This window comes from Chryseobacterium gambrini (assembly GCF_900156825.1).
Classification (GTDB): Bacteria; Bacteroidota; Bacteroidia; order Flavobacteriales; family Weeksellaceae; genus Chryseobacterium; species Chryseobacterium gambrini.
On the sequence record NZ_FTOV01000003.1, the window covers coordinates 270,937 to 289,052 of the forward strand.

An 18,116-nucleotide genomic window follows, 5' to 3' on the forward strand; every position below is an offset into this window, starting at 1 on the left:
ATTTGTGGAAAATAATTGGAATCTATACTGTAAAGTTTTGAAAAATATAAATTAGATGGTCAGTTATTTAAATATTTTAATTCATTCTATAAATTATAAAATTTTGTAAATAATATATTTGTTTCTTATTTTTTTACAACTATTCTTGTATATTTGCTTTTTAATTAGGGAATTACTGATTAAAATACGAAAAAAAAACACTAAATGAAAAAGAATTATTTAATAATCCAGGCATTATTATTGTTATGTACCCATCTGCTCTATTCTCAGGTAGGTATTAACACAACTTCTCCAAAAGCCACTTTAGAAATAGTAGGAAAAAATTTAGGAGGAGCGGTAGATTCTAAAGACGGGATAATAATTCCCAGAGTAAATCAGGTTTCCAATGCATCCGGTACTACACAAAGCCAATTGGTTTATCTTACTGCTAATGATGGTACTTTGGTTCCTGGATTCATATTCTGGGACGGTACAGTTTGGAAACAGCTAGGTGGTGCTTCCTTGACTTTATCAAATTTTTCAGCAACATCACCGCTGGCTTATAATAATTTAACGGGGGTGTTTTCAATTTCTCAGGCAGGATCTTCTGCCAATGGATATCTGTCATCTGCCGATTGGAATATCTTCAATAATAAGCAGAATGCCTTAACTTTTTCAACAGGACTTACGAATACGGCTAATACGATTACACTAAATCCGGCTACAGCTTCTTCTATCGGAGGCGTAAAAATAGGCAGCGGATTAAATGTAGCGGCGGATGGTACTATCAGTGTTCCTTCAAATGTGAGCAGTTTCAGTGCGGGAACTACGGGATTAACTCCTTCTGCTGCAACCTCAGGAGCTGTTACCTTGGCAGGAACCTTAAAACCATCCAATGGAGGTACCGGAAATACAACAGTACCTGCTGTCGGAACTGTTTTGCAGGGAGATGGTACCGTTTACCAGCCTCTTTTACCCGGAACGGCAGGACAGGTCTTAACATCAAACGGAACAGGAAATGCCTTAAGCTGGTCTACACCTTTTACTTCAAGTGTAGCGGAAATATACGATGCAGCAGGAACACAGACTTTTGCTACAGCAGCTGGATTTACAACGATGTTAATAACCACAGCCGGAGTTGTAGATAGCGGTTATACTGCGGGTTCAGGAACAATCACTATTACCAATGCAGGAAAGTACAGGGTAACTTATCGTATATCAGCATCTGTAACTACAAATTCTCAGGCTACAGGAGAATATAAACTACAGGTAAACGGAAGTGATGTTGCGGGAACTTCAGGCTTTACATTTCATAGAAATAATGCAGATCCAAGAGGTACCGTAACGGTAACTAAAATACTGAATCTTAATGCTAATGATGTTTTAAGAGTACAGGGGAAAGTATGGAATACGACCAATAGAACTCTTCAACTGGTCGCTAATGGATCATCTTTAATGGTAGAAAAACTGTAATTCTTCAAAAATGAAAATTTTAAATTTTGGGAAAATATTCCTTGTTATATTGAGTTTAACAGCTGTTAATTCTTTTGCACAGGAGACTATACCAACGGCAACAGGATTTGCAATAGCAGCTGAAGGAAATTTATACAGAGCAACGGATGATGGGCAAATATATATAGGCTTACGAAATGGAACTTTAAAATTAGTGGGAGGCAATATAGTTGTAGACAATGTAACACTTTCCGGAACGGGTACTGCTGCAAATCCTATTAAATTAGCTCAAAACGGAGCGGCAAACCAGCAGGTTATGACTTGGGATTCTGCCATTAATAATTGGAAGCCTGCAACGCCTGCAGCAGCATCCAATTGGCTGATTACCGGAAATGCAAATACCACAGCAAGTAATTTTCTGGGAACGACTAATGATGTAAAACTTCAATTAGCATCAAACAATACCCCTATGCTGGAAGTAGGGCGTAGACAGACTTTAGGATTGTATGATTCAAGCAGTACGGGGCTTTATCCTTATAACCAACCTGATGCATCAGTGATGTACGTTCGTGGAACTGGAGGCAACTCAGCACTACAGTTTGAAGCAGGAGGCGCAAGTTTTTACAAGCCTGTTTTTTATACAGACAGTAACGGAAACTTCAGACTGAGAGGTTCTTCTGCAGGAACAGATTTCTTTGAAATGGGAAGCAGCGGAGCATCCAATGCCGGAAGATTCGATTTTATCATCGGGGATGATGGAGATGAACCTTTTGTTTTTAATAAATACAATGGCACTACAGCAACTACTGTTGAGTTAATGCGCTTATCCGGAAATGGTCTTAATACCAATGTAAGGGTGGGAATAAATACCGGCGCTTTAGCCAATTCAACATTACAGAACAACGGATCGCTATCCACTTCAACCATTACAACTACAGGAGCTTTAACACTTACTGAAAGTCACTTTACAATAATCATCGGGGGAAACCACGCCATCACCTTACCGGCTGCAAATACCTGTACAGGAAGGATGTATGTGATTAAAAATCCTACAACCAATACTCCGGCAATTTCTTCCTACAGAAACTTATCAGGAACTGCTGTAACTGCACTCACAGCAAACTCCATTTTATGGCTTCAGAGTGATGGTACTAACTGGCAACGTATAAATTAATGAAAATGAAAGAAATTTATTCTGCTATTTTTATCGTCGCGATAAATATCTTTTCTTTCGGACAGGAAAGTATTGCATCTGCTTCTACCGCATCTGCGGCAGCAGAAGGCAATCTATATAGGGCAACTGATGATGGGCAGATCTATATAGGTTTGCGAAACGGTACAGTAAGTGCATTAAGTCCGGTTTTTGCCGCAACCCTATTTTCTGGTAACGGAACACCATCTAGCCCATATTCTCTGGGACAGATGGGAGCGACTAATGGTCAGGTTTTAAGCTGGAACAGTACCACAAATACATGGGCGCCTTCTACAGATGCTGCCACCAACAATTGGTTCCTCGCGGGCAATGCAAATGCTGCGGCAAGCAGTTTGTTAGGCACAACAAATGATGTGCGTCTGCAACTGCGTTCCAACAATACCGAAATGCTTGAGTTAGGAACAAGGCAGACTTTAGGTCTTACAGAAAGTTCAAAGCCCAGTCCTTATAATTCCACAACTGCATCTACGATGTATATGAGAGGGACATCAGGAAATTCGGCACTGCAATTTCAGGCAGATAATGCCACGATCTATAAACCAGTTTTCTTTACAGACAGCAATGGTAATTTCAGAATGAGAGGTTCTGCAGCTTCCAGTGATTTTTTTGAACTTGGAAGTAATGGATCATCAGAAAATGGCAGATTTGATTTTCTGGTAGGAGATGACGGCGATGAACCTTACCTTTTTTATAAATACAACTATACCTCTCAGACCTATATCGAAATGCTTCGTCTGCAAGGAACGGGATTGAACAATACAGTCCGGGTGGGAATTAATATGGCTGGAAGTGTTCCTAATTCAACACTGCAGATTTCAGGATCATTTTCTTTACCGATTGTTACTACTACCGCATCCTTAACATTAACCGAATTAAACTTCACAGTCATTTTGGGCGGAAATCATAATATAAGTCTTCCTTCCGCAAGTTTATGTAACGGCAGAATGTATATCATTAAAAATCCGACTACGAATACCCCCTCAATATCAGCTTATAATAATATTTCCGGAGGAAGTACTTCAACTATTGCTGCAAACTCTGTGATTTGGTTACAAAGCATTAATAATCAATGGGAACAGATTAATTAGAAATTTAAAAAATTTGCCGAATAAAGTTTTAATTCTTCAATTTATCATTCACTTCTTTAATATCTCTTCTTAACTCCAGAAACATATCTTTTAAATTATAATTATCAAAATTATCAGGCTCAAAATCTTCCGGAAAAATTCCAGATGCATATTGCCAGATTTCAACAATTTCTCCCAAAGGAATATCATAAGGTTTATAAAATGAATTGTCTGAGGCTACTGTTATTGCTTTTTTCTTTTTGGTTTTAAATCTTTTGTAAGAAATACCGTCATTCAGAGTCACAAAAACATAACTTTTATTCGGTTTTAGATCTTCAATATTTTCAACATATTTTCCGATGATATAAGAACCGTCTTTAAAAGGAGGCATTGAATCTCCTTTTGCGGGAAATGCCCTGTACTTTCCGTTAATTAAAAACGGAAGAGAAATCCTTTGTAAACTCTCAATATATTCCGGATCACTGTAACCGGATAAATAACCCATCGATGCTTTTTGAGGAACAATTTCAATGCTGTTGTTTCCCGATTGATCCACTACAACCGGAAGAACAATTCTGTTATCCGGAAGTTTTAATACATCTTCTATCGGATATTTGCGGATATCTACCGTAAGAAGCAGATCAATACTTATATTGAAATACTTCGAAATTCTGATGAGCAGTTCATAAGGCGGTTCAGAACGCCCATCCTCGTATTTGGAATACCGGACGCGGCTCATTGATGTTTTGTCCGCAAGTTCCTGCTGCGATAAATTTTTCTGAGTCCTTAAAAACCTGATGTTATCTGAAAAAATCGACATTGATACAAATTGTATCTGTAAATATACTAAAAATGATACAAATAGTATCTAATTTTGTTCTGCAGAATCCACTATTATGTATGCTCTGGTAGATTGTAATAATTTCTTTGTTTCCTGCGAAAGAACGCTTGATCCGAAGCTTGAAAATAAGCCCGTTGTAGTACTTTCCAACAACGATGGCTGTGTAGTGTCCAGAAGTAAGGAAGCTAAAGATCTGGGAATTCCGATGGCGGCTCCGGCTTTTAAGTACAAGGAATTATTTAAAGAGAATGATGTACAATGCTTTTCCGCAAAATTCGAATTGTATAATTTTAAAAGTCAGCGTGTTATAGAGATATCCACAGCGTATGTGGATAAGTCTGATTATGAGGTGTATTCAATTGATTATCAAAAGAAAATTATTATTACAAGTTAGAAGCTAAAAAGGTTGTAATGTATTGATATTTAGTCGTGCTTATGATATTAATATTTTGATAAAATATATATGTCGATTCGGTAATTTTTTAGAATTTATAAATGCACCAAACATTCAGCAATTATTACAAACTGATAAATTTTCATCAATATTTTTGATAGTTAAAAAAAGTTTTCTTTAAATTAAGGATTAAACTTTCTTAAGCGTTTTCTGAAATTAAAGATGCCATAAAGAAGTAAATATGTATATTATTAAGATTTGTATTTCTTTAGATGATCTAAGAAACTGATTCTAACCTAACCATGAATAGGATGTTTGAAACGTGCATTTTTAGGGTTTTATAATGATCAAAGATTGAGGAGAATTTGTGCATTCTTAATGAAGACATCTGAAAATATGTTTAAATTATTTGTTATAAAAATGTTATTGAATAAAACAGTAAGCAGGATTATAATCTAACTATTAGAGTTTTTACCTGGAAATTATAATTTAAACCAATAGTTTAGAATTAAATTGACTTTGCTGAATGTTTGGTGTTTTTTATAATTTTATCCATGAAGTTGTTTAAACTTATTTGAGAAAAAAAGTTCCGAGAAAATTAGCAATTTTGGATTGCAATTAAAAAGACTAATAATCTGGAAATCATTAGCAAAGATAAAATAGAGAAATGGATTTTACCCCATTTAAGCAAAGTAAAAAGAGGATTTTCTACGAAGTTTGATCTGGTAAAAATAATTCAGACCATTATAAAACGGTTGAAAACCGGTTGTCAGTGGAGGGAAATTTCGGTAAAAGACTATTTCGGTGAAGAAAAAATAAGCTGGCAAAATGTGTATTATTTTTTTAACAAGTGGAGCAAGGACGGCAGTTTCAGGAATATTTGGGTTCATCTTTTAAATCGTAACAAACGGTTATTGGATATGTCGTGTGTTCAGCTCGACGGAAGTCAAACCCGGAGCAGAATGGGCGGAGAATCAGTAGGATATCAAAGCAGGAAGTCTGCGAAAACCAGCAATATGATTTTTCTTTGCGACAATCGTGGTCAAATGCTTTCGATGGGAGATCCCAGAAGCGGAAATCATCACGATTTATATGAAATAGAAGATGTGATGAGCGAGATCATTGAGATTTTGTCCGAAGCGGAGATTTCCCATAAGGGGCTTTTTTTGAATGCAGATTCGGGATTTGACAGTGAAAATTTAAGACTGAAATTAGAAATGGAGGAAATAACAGGCAATATCAAAACCAATCCCCGCAATGGAAAAACAGTAGATAATGATTACTATTTTGATGAAAAACTCTACAAAAACAGATTTAAAATAGAACAGGCAAATGCCTGGCTAGACGGCTTCAAATCTTATCAGCAAAGCCTTGAAGCCATCTAACAAAGCATTTTATTTAAAATCAAACCTGTTTAAACTTTTATTTTTCTATCGAACTGATAAAATTTTCTATAAATGCAGTTTTATCTTTTTTAACAAGTTCAAGCATTTCATGTTTGTCTTCTGGAATTTCGCCATATTTATCAAACCACAAGTGGATTTCAATTAACACAGGCAAAAGATCAATTCCTTTTTTTGTTAACCTATACAAAACTTTTGCTTTACTATTAGGGTGTTCAAATTTTTGAATTACTTTGTTCTCTTCTAAGGTTACCAATCTATTGGCTAATATATTTGTTGCAATGCCTTCTTTAGACTTTAAAAAATCTCCATAAGTACATTCTTTAGCGAATAATAAATCCCTTATAATCAGAAAGGACCATTTATCTCCAAACACATCTAAAGTACAGCTAACAGGGCAGTCTGATCTTTTTTTTATTTCTTTCATAAAAATATTATTAAAAAATAACTTGCATTTTAAAAGTTGTTTGTATATTTGTACTTGCAAAACGCAAGCAAATTTACGAATAATATTTTAACCAAAATAATATGAAACAAAATATTTTAATTACTGGTGCCTCTTCAGGATTTGGGTTGTTAATCGCTAACAGGTTACACAAAAGTGGACACAATGTAATTGGTACAAGTAGAAATCCCGAAAAACTACAATCAGTAGTTCCTTTTAAAATGATCGCATTAGACCTTAATTCAGATGAGTCAATTAATACTTTACCCGATAGGTTATTTAAAGAAATAGGCAAATTGGATATTCTTATCAATAACGCAGGCTTTTTAGTGTCTGGTATTGCAGAAGAAACCCCCATTGAATTAGGAAGACAACAATTTGAAACTAACTTTTGGGGTACTATCAAGGTAACTAATTCCATATTACTTTATTTTAGAAAACAAAGATTTGGAAAAATAATCACTTTAGGATCAATTGTAGGTCTTGTGTCTTTTCCAAATGCGGCTTATTATGCCTCATCAAAACATGCGTTAGAAGGTTATTTCAAAGCATTACGATATGAGTTAAACGAGTTTAATATTAGAGTAGCTATGGTACAGCCTGCAGCTTTTAAAACCAGCATTATGGATAACTCGTCTTCTCCTGTAAATGAAATTACAGATTACAATTCTTTAAGGGGTAAGATTGAAAAATTCACCGATGAACTTGTAAAAAGCGCAGAAGATCCAATGATGGTTGCAAATGAAGTGCTAAAAGTAGTTCAAACTGCAAAGCCTAAATTCAGAAATATTGTTGGAAAAGGAACTTCAACCTTAATTAATCTTCAACACTTTGCCTATGGAATTTTAGAGAAAAATGTTCTTAAACAATTAAATAAATAACAGTATAAAAAATAAGAAAATGGAAAACAACGCATTAACAACAGAAACACAATATGCAAATATTGACAGCAAACAAATTGCCTATAGAAAAATCGGGAACGGAACACCTATTATTTTGGCAAACCGCTTCAGAGGAACACTCGATACATGGGATCCTTTATTTCTTGATTTATTAGCGCAAACCAATACAGTGATTACTTTTGATTATTCAGGTATTGGTTACTCTGAAGGCGAATTACCTTTAGATTTACATCTTGTATCAGCAGAAGTCATAAAAATTGCAGACTATCTAAACATTGGTAAATTTATTGTTGGAGGTTGGTCTTATGGTGGCCTTATTGCTCAGTATGTTACATTTTTATATCCGACAAGAGTTTTAAGTACAGTTATTATTGGTAGTAACCCAATGGGTAAAAACGAAACGTCTTTATCACCTCTTTTCTTAGAAAAAGCTTTGCAACCAAGCTATACACCCGAAGATATAATAACTTTATTTTTTGAACCTAAATCAGAAGAAAGTGCAGCTAGCGGTTTAGCGTCGTTACAACGTATTGCTCAAAGATATGACGAGTCAAAAGTTCCAATTAAGGTTGAAACATTACAGAGATATTTTGCTCCAACTGAACAATTGGCAAATGATATTGATAACTTCAGAGAAGCATATAAAACATTAAAAACACCAGTATTGGTAATTTCAGGGGACAACGATATTTCTTTTGCTGCAGAAAATTGGTTTCCCCTGCTACAAAATGCACCAACTCTTCAACATATTATCATGCCAAATACAGGCCATGCGCCTCATTATCAATATCCTGAATTAACAACTTCCTACATTAAAATTTTTATTAACCAAAACAACTAAATCTATGAAACACTTAATTATTTATTCGCACTTAAATCCGGAAAGTTTTACTAAAGCAATAGTAGATGAAGTTGAAAGAAAGTCAAAAGAAAAAGGACATGAAATCAAAATTATAGACCTATATGGAGAACAGTTCAATCCAATTCTAGGAATGCCGGATATTGAATATATGTTTATGGGCAAAGAAATGCCCAATGATATTCAGCAATACCAAGAATTGATAACCTGGGCTGATCATTTAACGATTGTCTACCCAATGTGGTGGGCGCAGATGCCTGCCATTTTAAAGGGTTTTATAGACAGGGTTTTTTCTCACGGATTTGCATTTCAATTAACCGAAAATGGTCCAATTGGTTTATTGAAAGGAAAAACAGCTCACGTATTTATAAATACTAATACGCCAACGGCTATTTATGAAGAGACATTAATGAATAAAGCACAAATCAGAGTAATTGAAGAAGGAATTTTTGAATTTTGCGGAATCCAAACAGAAACTACTTTTTTTGGAAACGTAGTAAGTGGAACAGATGAATTAAGAAAAAGCTATTTAGCAACAATTAAATAACTAAAAATGAGGAAATTATTGAAAATTGCACTAATATTAATTTCGTATATTAGTTTGGCACAATCACAAAATAATATGGACATGAAAAATACGGAAAACTATACTTATGCAACGGTCCCAACTCAATTTGTAGAAGCTAACGGAATTAAATTTGCCTATCGAGCGTATGGAAAAGAAGGTGGCATTCCTGTAATTTATTTAAATCACTTAACGTCAAATCTTGACAATTGTGATCCAAGAATCATGGATGCCATCGCTGCAAAACGTAAAATAATTGTTTTTGATTATCGTGGAGTTGGTACTTCTACGGGCAAACAAGGAGAAAGTATTGCAGATATGGCTAAAGATGGAATTGCTTTTATTCACGCATTGGGTTACAATCAAGTAGATATTATTGGATTTTCAATGGGCGGATTTATTACGCAGGAAATTCTTTTGATTGAGCCAACTTTGGTTCGTAAAGCAATATTGGCAGGTACAGGACCAAGAGGAGGACAAGGTATAAGTGATGTCGTTGGAAAAACATATAAAGATATTTTGAAAGGATTGTTCACTTTTAGAGATCCTAAATTTTATTTATTTTTTACACAAAATGAAGTAGGCAAAGTTGCGGCAAAAGATTTTTTAAAAAGATTGAAAGAAAGAAAAGTAAATCGTGATAAAAAAGTAAAATTAGCTGTGCTAAAAAAACAATTGAAAGCCATAAAAATATGGGGAAATGCAAAGCCTATGGATTTAAGTACATTTAATCTTCCTGTTTTTATTGCCAATGGCGATGCTGACAGAATGGTGCCAACCCCAAATTCTTATGATATGGCAAAACGGTTTCCGAATTCTCAACTAAAAATATACCCCAACTCTGGTCATGGTGGAATATTTCAATATCATGAAGAGTTTATTCAACAAGCAATTGAATTTTTAACTAAGTAAAAATGAAAAAATTATATTTACAACTATTTTTTATTTTGATTGGCTTGAACTTACTTCAAGCGCAAAATCAAAATTTAGAAGCTCATAATATAGCAACATCTTTTGATGTAGAAAAACATCTTTCATCCTCAATTTTATTGTGGATGCGAACAGACAAACCCCGTCAAGAAAGCATGGACAGATGGAAAGGGCCACATGCCCAAATTATTGTGGCTAATAAAGGTTTGTTAGAATACCGCCAACTACATTTTGCAGAAGAGAACACAGGCTTGTGGCCATCAACTGAAGGTGTTGAAACCAATATACCGCAAGATCGTAAAGTGGATGGGGTAGCTGATGTTACTTTAAAAAATATATTTTCAATTTTCAGAGGTAAGAAGCAAAACAAACTAGCCTATACTGATGAAGTCAATTTATTCAAACGCACCATCCTTTATGCGGCACTTTCGGCTAATTCTAAGTGGTACAATGTATCAAAGTCTAATGCAAAAAGCGATGCAGGGACAATGATTTTTTTTAGAATAAAAGATGGAGTAAAATTAAGCGATTTTAAGAAATTTATAAACAATGAACTTACTCCTACGCTCGCAAATACAGGTGTTCTAAGTGAATTACGAAGTAAAGTTTATAATGAATGGAAACAAAAACAATGGAATACACCTAATGTTCAGCATGATAACTCGGAAGAAGTACAATTTCAAGCATCAATTACTTTAGGCTTTACCGATAAAAGTACAATGGATAAGTTCTTTAAAAGTAATGAGTTAAAAAAAATATCAAAGAGACTATCTTTGTTCTGTTCTGCAATTCACGCTTACGAAGTTAAAGAAACATTAATCTTTGTTGAAGATGGAAAAAGAATTTTGCTTTTTAAGTGATAAATTTGAGCTCTCTACCAAAGAAATTTCCGATTACTACAAAAACGATCTAAATGTTAATCTTATTTATGTTTTTAACTAATTATCTATATAATACAGCAAAATAAAACTTTTAGTATGTTTTGTTTGTTTCTAAAATATACTATTTAGTATATTTGCATCAGGAAATCATGATTTGATAACCAAAAGATGGTTAAAAGTACATAAAAATTAAAATTGTGATATTATGACCAACAGAGAATTAGTAATAACAGCGGTAACAGCAGTATTCGTTGATAGAGATCTATCTGCACTTGACCAATATTTTGACAGTGACTACATTCAGCATAATCCTGCTCTGCCAAACGGTAAAAAAGTGCTTAATCCCACATTGAAGGAAGATTTCAAGTACGAAGTTAAAATAGTAACGGAAAATGAAGATATCGTGATGGCACATGGTCGCTTCTCCAACGGGCACGGCAAAAACTACATTGCTGTTGATATTTTTAAAGTCGAAGATGAAAAGGTAGTAGAGCATTAGGATGTAATGCAGAAAGAGGTTAGACCGAAAAATATCATAACCGGAAATGCAATGTTTCCTATTTCTTAATATCTTTCGGAACGCAATAAAAAGTAAATTAGAATGGCAACCAAAGGAGAAAAAACAAAGCAATTTATTCTCGAAATAGCAGCTCCGCTTTACAACGAAAAGGGGATTTCTGGAGTAAGCATTGATGATATTGTAGAAGCTTCGAAATTGACGAAAGGTTGTATTTACGGACATTTTCAGGGCAAAGACGATCTTTCCGAGCAAGTGATAGAATATTCTTTAAATCATCTTAGTGAAAAAATAACGGCAGCTGTTTTGAAAGAAAACACGGCAAAAGAAAAGATCGGTGCGTTTATGGATTTTTACAAAAACCCTATCAATACTTTTATAGATGGCGGTTGTCCGTTGTTCAACACAGCTGTGGAGGCAGACGACAATTTTCCTTCCATTAAACAGAAAGTGGCGGCAAGATTTGCGGCAGGTCAGGAAGCACTTTCCGGAATTCTTCAGGAAGGCATAGACAGCGGAGAATTATCTTCAAAACTCAACCCAAAAAGATTTGCTTTTAAGATGGTGGCGGCCATAGAAGGAGGCATCGTCATCTGTAGAACAATCGATTCTGCAAAACCAATGTATGATTTGGTTCAGGATTTGAAAGATGAACTTCAGAATTACAGTCTGTAATTTTTTTTAACCAAAAATATACTAAAAAGTATATTTTATAATATTAATCTCAATAAAATTTTTAATATGAATACAATCTTATTTGAAAGCTACGACCTTAACGGACAACAGCTGAAAAACCGCATCGTAATGGCTCCAATGACCAGAAGCCGATCAGACAATCCCGAGCACAAAGCGACTGAACTTACTGCCAAATATTATCAACAGAGAGCTACCGCAGGTCTCATCATCACAGAAGGTACTTTCGTGAGCCCTGAAGCGGTAGGCGTTATCAATGTTCCTGCCATTTACTCCAAAGAGCAGGTTGAAGGTTGGAGGTTGACTACAAAAGCCGTTCATCAGGAAGGCGGCAAAATTTTTGCCCAGCTTTGGCACACTGGAGCTTATTCTCACCCGGATTTGCACGGTGGTAAAAAACCTTTGGCTCCATCAAATGTCAATCCGCAGCAGCAAGTGTTCACCACATCAGGTTTTCAGCCTTCCCAAGAGCCACAGCCAATGACAACAGAACACATCAAAAGAACGGTAGAAGATTTTGCAAATGCCGCTGTCAACGCTTTCGAAGCGGGTTTTGATGGTGTAGAATTTCACGGTGCCAATGGTTATTTGCTACAGCAGTTTTTCAGTAAAAATGCCAACCTGAGAACCGATCAATACGGTGGTTCGGTAGAAAACAGAGCAAGAATTCTGTTCGAAATTCTGGATGCCATCCAAAAAGTGGCAGATACAGGGAAAGTTGCAGTTCGTCTTAATCCTTCGCTAAATGGCATTATGGGGATTTCGGTCGATGATGAAACCATTGAGCTATACAATTACATCGTCAACAGATTAAATGATTACAATTTAGCATACGTCCATCTCATAGAGCCATTTACAGACGTTTCAGATAATCCTCACGCAATACAGGAAGTGGCCAAACATTTCCGCAAAATTTACAATGGAACCATCATTATCAACCGTGGTTTCAACAAAGAAACAGCCGAAAAAGTGCTTCAGGACGGCGATGCAGATTTGGTTTCTTTCGGAGTTCCATTTATTGCCAATCCGGATCTGGTAGAGCGTTTCAGTACTAATGCTGCGCTCAGTCAGCCAGATCAGGCAACTTTTTACACTCCGGGAGAAAAAGGCTACACCGATTATCCTATCCTTAACCAATAAAAATATTTTTTGCGACCGGGCGAGCTTTCCGCTATATCTTTTGTTCCGCTGAAGCTCCACAAAAAGATGCAGCTGCAATCCCTGTCGCAAAAAAACGTCATCAATATCAACAATAACATTTAAACAATAAAAAAATGAAAACAAAAGGAAATACCGTATTTATCACCGGAGGAAGTGCCGGAATTGGCTTGGCCATCGCTAAAAAATTAACCGCTGAAGGCAACCACATTATCATCAACGGAAGAAATCAGGAACGTCTGGACAATGCATTGAAAGAGCTTCCGGGCGCTGTAGGAATTCAGGGAGATTTTGCCGTAGAAGCAGACAGGATTCGTATCGCAGAAGAGCTGAAAACCAATCACCCGGATGTGAATGTTGTCATCAACAACGCCGGAGCAGCTTTTGCATATCTGTTGAGCGAAACGGCCAATGCACACGAAAAAGCAATGACGGAGATGAACGTCAACTATATCGCCATCATTCATTTCACAGAATTGATGATGCCGCACCTTTTGCAGAAAGAGGCTGCTGCTGTAGTCAATGTTTCCTCGCTGGCGGTTTACGGAAGCCACAAGTTTTTGCCAACCTACTGCGCTACAAAAGCAGCGTTGCACAGCTATACCGTAGCGTTGCGATATACGTATGAAGAGCAGAAAAATGTTCAGATTTACGAACTGTATCCGCCAACGGTAAATACCGAGTTTTCTGCGGAAATAGGTGGTGCCAACGGTATTCCTGCATCAGAAGTTGCAGAGGAATTATTCCTTGGATTAGAAAAAGACCAGTTTGATATTCCGGTAGGAGAGGTGAAAAAATACGCCGCCGCCGTAGGAGAGGCCATGGCAAAATTAGCTGCTCAAGAAGCCAATTCTTAACCCATTGAGAAGCTACTCTTCATTTAGTCTTGAGAGTGGCTTTTTATCAAAAAAATCAGTAAAATGAAAATTCAGGGAAAAACAATTCTGATTACCGGTGGCGCATCAGGAATAGGTCTTGAAGCCGCCAGACAGTTTTTAGAGAATGGGGCAAAGGTCATCGTCACGGGAAGAAATCAGGATAAGTTAGCTGCCGTAAAAAAACAGTTTCCGGATCTGATTACGATTCGTAGCGATGTTGCAAAAGAGGAGGACGCAAATTCACTTTTTGAGTATGTTTTTAAGCTTGGTGGAATCGATATCCTTTACAACAATGCGGGAGTGGGAGTTCCCCCGGTCAATTTGGGAATAGCAAACGACAAACATCTTGAAGGTGCAATTTATGAAATGGAGGTCAATTACTTTGGAGTAATCCGACTGAATAACTTTTTTATGGAAATGCTCAAATCACGTAGGGAAGCTGCCATCATCAATACGACATCTATATTAAGCATTGTCCCTTCGGTATTGGAAGCCACTTATTCGGCTTCAAAAACCGCATTGGCTTTTTATACAAAATCTCTACGGTCACATCTACAGGCTATAGAAAGTTCCGTAAAAGTTTTTGAATTATTACCTCCCTTGGTAGATACAGATATGGTAGCAGATCGACCCGATAAGAAAATAAGTCCGAAAGTATTGGTGAATGGATTAATTGATGGTTTACAAAATGATGTCTATACTATACGTGTAGGAGATACAAGAGCTCTTTACATCCTAAATCGTTTGATGCCACAGAAAGCCTACAATATGGTCAATGCAAAAAAACATTACAATAAACTGAAATAAACAATGATTTTTGGCGCCTATATATTATGAAAAAGAACACTGTAATTTACTGGACGGCAACTGTGATAGCTATGCTAACGGGTGCTACCTCAGGTTATTTTTACTTTACAAACCCAATGATGATCGGAGTATTTCATCATCTTGGTTTTCGCGATCATTTCAGACAGGAACTGGGCCTCCTCAAGGTATTGGGGTCTTTAGCAATACTGATTCCAAAGGTCTCTTCAAGGATCAAGGAGTGGACTTACTTCGGTTTCGGGATTACGTTCCTTTCCGGCACATATGCCCATTTGGTTATCGATGGTCTTGGTAAAAGCTTATTCCCGCTGATACCCTTTGTATTTTTGGTAATTTCTTATTTGTATTTTCATAAACTAAACAATCTTACAACTTTAAACTAATCAAAATATATTATGAAAGCATTTATCATTAAAAATTATAAAAAAGGAGGCGAGCTGCAACTCAGTGATGTGCCTGATCCGTTTGTTAAAGACAATCAGGTTCTGGTGGAAATCCACGCGGCCAGCGTCAACCTTCTGGATTCTAAGATCAGGGATGGCGAGTTCAAAATATTTCTGAAATATAAAATGCCTCTTATTTTAGGTCACGATGTGGCTGGAATTGTTACCAAAGTAGGCTCGAAAGTTAAAAAATTCAAAATAGGCGATGCCGTTTATGCAAGACCGGCAGATTACAGGTTCGGAACTTTTGCAGAGCAGATTACAATGAATGAAGAAGATGTAGCGCTGAAGCCAGAAAACCTTTCTATGGAAGAGGCGGCATCTATTCCTTTGGTGGGATTGACGGCTTGGCAGGCAATGGTAGAAAATGCAACCCTGAAGAAGGGAGATAAAGTTTTTATTCAGGCAGGATCTGGCGGTGTGGGAACTTTTGCTATCCAGCTTGCAAAACATCTCGGACTCACTGTTGCAACTACAGCTAGCGAAAAAAGTTTTGATTTTCTTAAAAGTCTGGGCGCAGATGTACTGATAGACTACAAAACACAGCATTTTGAAGATCTTCTTCACAATTATGATTTTGTGCTAAACAGTCAGGATGCCAAAACTCTAAATAAATCTTTTGAAATTGTAAAGCCGGGTGGAAAAATTACCTCTATTTCAGGGCCGCCAACACCCAAGTTTGCCGATGAGCTTCATTTGCCGTGGTATGTGAAAATTATTGTAGGATTGCTAAGCAGTAAAGTGCGGAAGAAAGCAAAAAAACAAAATATCAGTTACGATTTTCTCTTTATGAAAGCTAGCGGGCAGCAACTTTCGGAGATTACCAAATTAATCGAGGCTGGAATAATAAAACCAGTCATAGACAAAGTATTTCCTTTCAATCAAACTAATGAGGCAATGAAATACGTAGAAAGCGGACGAGCGAAAGGCAAAGTGGTTTTGAAAATTAAATAATATATAATCAGTTCATTATGAAAGTAAGTAGATTTCACCAAAACGGCAATCCCGATGTGTTGGTGTACGAGGAAATTGAAACACCTAAGCCAAATGCGGGAGAAGTTTTGATAAAGATTGAAAGTGTTGGCGTTAATTATGCCGATACAATAAGAAGAAGAGGGGATAACTATCCAGAACCCTCGCCTGTCCCTTTTATTTTAGGAATAGAGGTGGCGGGGACAATTGAAGAATTAGGAGAAGGTGTTGATAATTTAGCGATTGGAACAAGAGTTTTTGCCATACCGGGATCAGGTGGTTATGCACAATATATCCCGATTTCTGCAACTGCCGTTATTCCATTACCCGAAAGTATTGATTTTGATACTGCTGCTGCAATATTAGCCCACGGCTTAACTGCAATGATTGTTTTGCAAAAGGCTGCCAAAATACAAAGAGGCGAAACCATTCTTATTGAAGGAGCTGCTGGTGGCTTGGGGCTATTTGCAGTTCAGATTGCTAAAATTTTTGGAGCAGTCGTTATCGCTGCAGCAAGCACTGAAGAGAAGAGAAAAATTGCCATTGATTATGGTGCTGATTTTGCAATAGATTACACGCAGGCTGACTGGAGTCAAAAAGTGATAGAATTAACAGATGGGAAAGGTGTTGATGTGATCTGGGAAACTACAGGTGGCGAAGCTGTAAATCAAGCCCTTGACGCGCTCGCCGTTTTCGGAAGAATGATTTATCTTGGTCAAAGTAGTGGTCAGTCTGCATCAATAGATCCTTGGCGACTTACAGCGCCGAATCATACAATTACAGGTATTTATATCAATAATTATTCAAATGATCCTGTATTAATAGGCACGGCATTACAAGAACTTATGGGATATGTCATATCAGGTGAAATAAAGGTGGAAGCAGGTCATATATTGCCTCTTTCTCAGGCCTCTGAAGCCCATATGCTACTAGAAAATCGTAAAAATATTGGAAAGATTGTTCTTAAGCCTTGGAAATTGATTGAATAGGAAGTACAAAAGTGTCTAATTTAATAATAGATGCTCATCGTGAAGTAAATTAACCAATTATATGATTAGGCAAGTAATAATAAAACCCGTAGTGCATTTAGGAAAGTTTTTTAATCTAAAGAATTCCTCGAGGCTTGCCTCGGGGTAAAAGAGGAAAAGTTTGAAAAACGGATCTTAAAAAAGGAACGGATGACAATCCTACAATAGGGATTATCCTATGCACAGAAAAAGATGAAACGGTTGTAAAATACTCTGTGATGTCAGAAAATGAAAAGCTATTTGCAAGTAAATATAGAACATATCTTCCTGACGAACAAGAATTAAAACAGCTAATAGAAGCAGATAGAGTAAAATTTGAATTAGACAGTCCAGTAGCTTAAATACTCATGATAAGTTATTGTCCTGAAAAAGGATGGTTTTTCATCAAACTAAAAAATTATGTTCCACTAATACCTCGTGGGCTTGCCCCGGGGTTGTTTATTGTACTGATTTTCAATCATCTTTATATTATTAAGAAATTGGAAATTTAAATCTTATACTAAAAAAGCGACAGATTCCGATCAAATAACACAAAGTTTGTAATTTTTTTGAACATAACTAAAAAGCTAAATTCAAAAAAGTCGCATTTTAAAGGGCTTCCTCCAAATGCACTACAGGTTAATAAATAATCCCCGAGGCAGAGCCTCGGAGTATTCTCTTAGAATAAAATA

Annotated in this window: 20 protein-coding genes and 1 pseudogene; 19 read left to right on the forward strand and 2 right to left on the reverse strand. The window is 36.3% G+C overall.

The window, feature by feature from the left end:
• The first annotated feature begins 204 nt into the window (after positions 1–204).
• From BW951_RS07560 to BW951_RS07570, 3 genes are read left to right on the forward strand one after another with little or no spacing between them, the layout of a single operon-like run.
• Positions 205–1,452 (forward strand): hypothetical protein, encoded by a 1,248-nt coding sequence (locus BW951_RS07560; RefSeq protein WP_076391433.1) that lies wholly within the window; start codon positions 205–207, stop codon positions 1,450–1,452.
• A 10-nt stretch (positions 1,453–1,462) separates the two neighbouring features.
• On the forward strand, positions 1,463–2,605 hold the full coding sequence (locus BW951_RS07565; protein WP_076391435.1) for a hypothetical protein: 1,143 nt from the start codon (positions 1,463–1,465) through the stop codon (positions 2,603–2,605).
• A 5-nt stretch (positions 2,606–2,610) separates the two neighbouring features.
• Positions 2,611–3,732: a hypothetical protein gene (locus BW951_RS07570; protein ID WP_139326124.1), complete on the forward strand. Its 1,122-nt coding sequence runs from the start codon at positions 2,611–2,613 to the stop codon at positions 3,730–3,732.
• Between the two features lie 28 nt (positions 3,733–3,760).
• Here the strand turns inward: BW951_RS07570 and BW951_RS07575 are convergent, their stop codons facing one another.
• Complete coding sequence (locus BW951_RS07575; protein WP_076391440.1) at positions 3,761–4,531, reverse strand: XRE family transcriptional regulator; 771 nt, start codon at positions 4,529–4,531, stop codon at positions 3,761–3,763.
• 76 nt (positions 4,532–4,607) lie between these two features.
• Between BW951_RS07575 and BW951_RS07580 the strand changes: the two genes are divergently transcribed.
• Entirely contained in the window at positions 4,608–4,946 is a 339-nt protein-coding gene (locus BW951_RS07580; protein WP_076391442.1) for a Y-family DNA polymerase, read from the forward strand.
• 671 nt (positions 4,947–5,617) lie between these two features.
• The gene (locus BW951_RS07585) at positions 5,618–6,331 is read left to right on the forward strand and encodes a transposase (protein ID WP_228427525.1); all 714 of its coding nucleotides are present in this window, start codon (positions 5,618–5,620) and stop codon (positions 6,329–6,331) included.
• Between the two features lie 37 nt (positions 6,332–6,368).
• Here BW951_RS07585 and BW951_RS07590 read toward each other — a convergent pair whose 3' ends face one another.
• Entirely contained in the window at positions 6,369–6,776 is a 408-nt protein-coding gene (locus tag BW951_RS07590; protein WP_076391446.1) for a winged helix-turn-helix transcriptional regulator, read from the reverse strand.
• 101 nt (positions 6,777–6,877) lie between these two features.
• Between BW951_RS07590 and BW951_RS07595 the strand changes: the two genes are divergently transcribed.
• The 14 genes and pseudogenes from BW951_RS07595 to BW951_RS07660 form a co-directional block, all read left to right on the forward strand.
• Positions 6,878–7,675: an SDR family oxidoreductase gene (locus BW951_RS07595; RefSeq protein ID WP_076391448.1), complete on the forward strand. Its 798-nt coding sequence runs from the start codon at positions 6,878–6,880 to the stop codon at positions 7,673–7,675.
• Between the two features lie 19 nt (positions 7,676–7,694).
• The gene (locus tag BW951_RS07600) at positions 7,695–8,537 is read left to right on the forward strand and encodes an alpha/beta fold hydrolase (RefSeq protein WP_076391450.1); all 843 of its coding nucleotides are present in this window, start codon (positions 7,695–7,697) and stop codon (positions 8,535–8,537) included.
• A gap of 4 nt (positions 8,538–8,541) precedes the next feature.
• On the forward strand, positions 8,542–9,102 hold the full coding sequence (locus BW951_RS07605; protein ID WP_076391452.1) for an NAD(P)H-dependent oxidoreductase: 561 nt from the start codon (positions 8,542–8,544) through the stop codon (positions 9,100–9,102).
• Positions 9,103–9,183: 81 nt separating this feature from the next.
• Complete coding sequence (locus tag BW951_RS07610) at positions 9,184–10,032, forward strand: alpha/beta fold hydrolase (RefSeq protein WP_228427519.1); 849 nt, start codon at positions 9,184–9,186, stop codon at positions 10,030–10,032.
• 2 nt (positions 10,033–10,034) lie between these two features.
• The gene (locus BW951_RS07615) at positions 10,035–10,910 is read left to right on the forward strand and encodes a strictosidine synthase (RefSeq protein WP_084196381.1); all 876 of its coding nucleotides are present in this window, start codon (positions 10,035–10,037) and stop codon (positions 10,908–10,910) included.
• Positions 10,911–11,136: 226 nt separating this feature from the next.
• Positions 11,137–11,430, forward strand: coding sequence for a nuclear transport factor 2 family protein (locus BW951_RS07620; RefSeq protein ID WP_084196382.1), 294 nt, complete (start codon positions 11,137–11,139; stop codon positions 11,428–11,430).
• Positions 11,431–11,532: 102 nt separating this feature from the next.
• Positions 11,533–12,123, forward strand: a complete 591-nt coding sequence (locus tag BW951_RS07625; protein WP_076391454.1) for a TetR/AcrR family transcriptional regulator — start codon at positions 11,533–11,535, stop codon at positions 12,121–12,123.
• A gap of 66 nt (positions 12,124–12,189) precedes the next feature.
• Entirely contained in the window at positions 12,190–13,281 is a 1,092-nt protein-coding gene (locus BW951_RS07630; RefSeq protein WP_076391456.1) for an alkene reductase, read from the forward strand.
• 134 nt (positions 13,282–13,415) lie between these two features.
• Positions 13,416–14,156, forward strand: a complete 741-nt coding sequence (locus tag BW951_RS07635) for an SDR family oxidoreductase (RefSeq protein ID WP_076391458.1) — start codon at positions 13,416–13,418, stop codon at positions 14,154–14,156.
• Between the two features lie 63 nt (positions 14,157–14,219).
• On the forward strand, positions 14,220–14,984 hold the full coding sequence (locus tag BW951_RS07640; protein WP_076391460.1) for an SDR family oxidoreductase: 765 nt from the start codon (positions 14,220–14,222) through the stop codon (positions 14,982–14,984).
• Positions 14,985–15,010: 26 nt separating this feature from the next.
• Entirely contained in the window at positions 15,011–15,385 is a 375-nt protein-coding gene (locus tag BW951_RS07645) for a DoxX family protein (RefSeq protein WP_076391462.1), read from the forward strand.
• A 12-nt stretch (positions 15,386–15,397) separates the two neighbouring features.
• Positions 15,398–16,399, forward strand: coding sequence for an NADP-dependent oxidoreductase (locus BW951_RS07650; RefSeq protein ID WP_076391464.1), 1,002 nt, complete (start codon positions 15,398–15,400; stop codon positions 16,397–16,399).
• A 17-nt stretch (positions 16,400–16,416) separates the two neighbouring features.
• Positions 16,417–17,406, forward strand: coding sequence for a quinone oxidoreductase family protein (locus BW951_RS07655; protein WP_076391466.1), 990 nt, complete (start codon positions 16,417–16,419; stop codon positions 17,404–17,406).
• 185 nt (positions 17,407–17,591) lie between these two features.
• Positions 17,592–17,786, forward strand: a pseudogene (locus tag BW951_RS07660) (PDDEXK nuclease domain-containing protein); the annotation flags it as partial.
• Positions 17,787–18,116 lie beyond the last annotated feature (330 nt).

Excerpts from the sequence above, each read along its gene's own strand:
- BW951_RS07560 (WP_076391433.1), top strand. The coding sequence starts at position 205 with ATGAAAAAGAATTATTTAATAATCCAGGCATTATTATTGTTATGTACC.
- BW951_RS07565 (WP_076391435.1), top strand. The coding sequence starts at position 1,463 with ATGAAAATTTTAAATTTTGGGAAAATATTCCTTGTTATATTGAGTTTA.
- BW951_RS07570 (WP_139326124.1), top strand. The coding sequence starts at position 2,611 with ATGAAAGAAATTTATTCTGCTATTTTTATCGTCGCGATAAATATCTTT.
- BW951_RS07575 (WP_076391440.1), bottom strand. The coding sequence starts at position 4,531 with ATGTCGATTTTTTCAGATAACATCAGGTTTTTAAGGACTCAGAAAAAT.
- BW951_RS07580 (WP_076391442.1), top strand. The coding sequence starts at position 4,608 with ATGTATGCTCTGGTAGATTGTAATAATTTCTTTGTTTCCTGCGAAAGA.
- BW951_RS07590 (WP_076391446.1), bottom strand. The coding sequence starts at position 6,776 with ATGAAAGAAATAAAAAAAAGATCAGACTGCCCTGTTAGCTGTACTTTA.
- BW951_RS07595 (WP_076391448.1), top strand. The coding sequence starts at position 6,878 with ATGAAACAAAATATTTTAATTACTGGTGCCTCTTCAGGATTTGGGTTG.
- BW951_RS07600 (WP_076391450.1), top strand. The coding sequence starts at position 7,695 with ATGGAAAACAACGCATTAACAACAGAAACACAATATGCAAATATTGAC.
- BW951_RS07605 (WP_076391452.1), top strand. The coding sequence starts at position 8,542 with ATGAAACACTTAATTATTTATTCGCACTTAAATCCGGAAAGTTTTACT.
- BW951_RS07610 (WP_228427519.1), top strand. The coding sequence starts at position 9,184 with ATGAAAAATACGGAAAACTATACTTATGCAACGGTCCCAACTCAATTT.
- BW951_RS07615 (WP_084196381.1), top strand. The coding sequence starts at position 10,035 with ATGAAAAAATTATATTTACAACTATTTTTTATTTTGATTGGCTTGAAC.
- BW951_RS07620 (WP_084196382.1), top strand. The coding sequence starts at position 11,137 with ATGACCAACAGAGAATTAGTAATAACAGCGGTAACAGCAGTATTCGTT.
- BW951_RS07625 (WP_076391454.1), top strand. The coding sequence starts at position 11,533 with ATGGCAACCAAAGGAGAAAAAACAAAGCAATTTATTCTCGAAATAGCA.
- BW951_RS07630 (WP_076391456.1), top strand. The coding sequence starts at position 12,190 with ATGAATACAATCTTATTTGAAAGCTACGACCTTAACGGACAACAGCTG.
- BW951_RS07635 (WP_076391458.1), top strand. The coding sequence starts at position 13,416 with ATGAAAACAAAAGGAAATACCGTATTTATCACCGGAGGAAGTGCCGGA.
- BW951_RS07640 (WP_076391460.1), top strand. The coding sequence starts at position 14,220 with ATGAAAATTCAGGGAAAAACAATTCTGATTACCGGTGGCGCATCAGGA.
- BW951_RS07645 (WP_076391462.1), top strand. The coding sequence starts at position 15,011 with ATGAAAAAGAACACTGTAATTTACTGGACGGCAACTGTGATAGCTATG.
- BW951_RS07650 (WP_076391464.1), top strand. The coding sequence starts at position 15,398 with ATGAAAGCATTTATCATTAAAAATTATAAAAAAGGAGGCGAGCTGCAA.
- BW951_RS07655 (WP_076391466.1), top strand. The coding sequence starts at position 16,417 with ATGAAAGTAAGTAGATTTCACCAAAACGGCAATCCCGATGTGTTGGTG.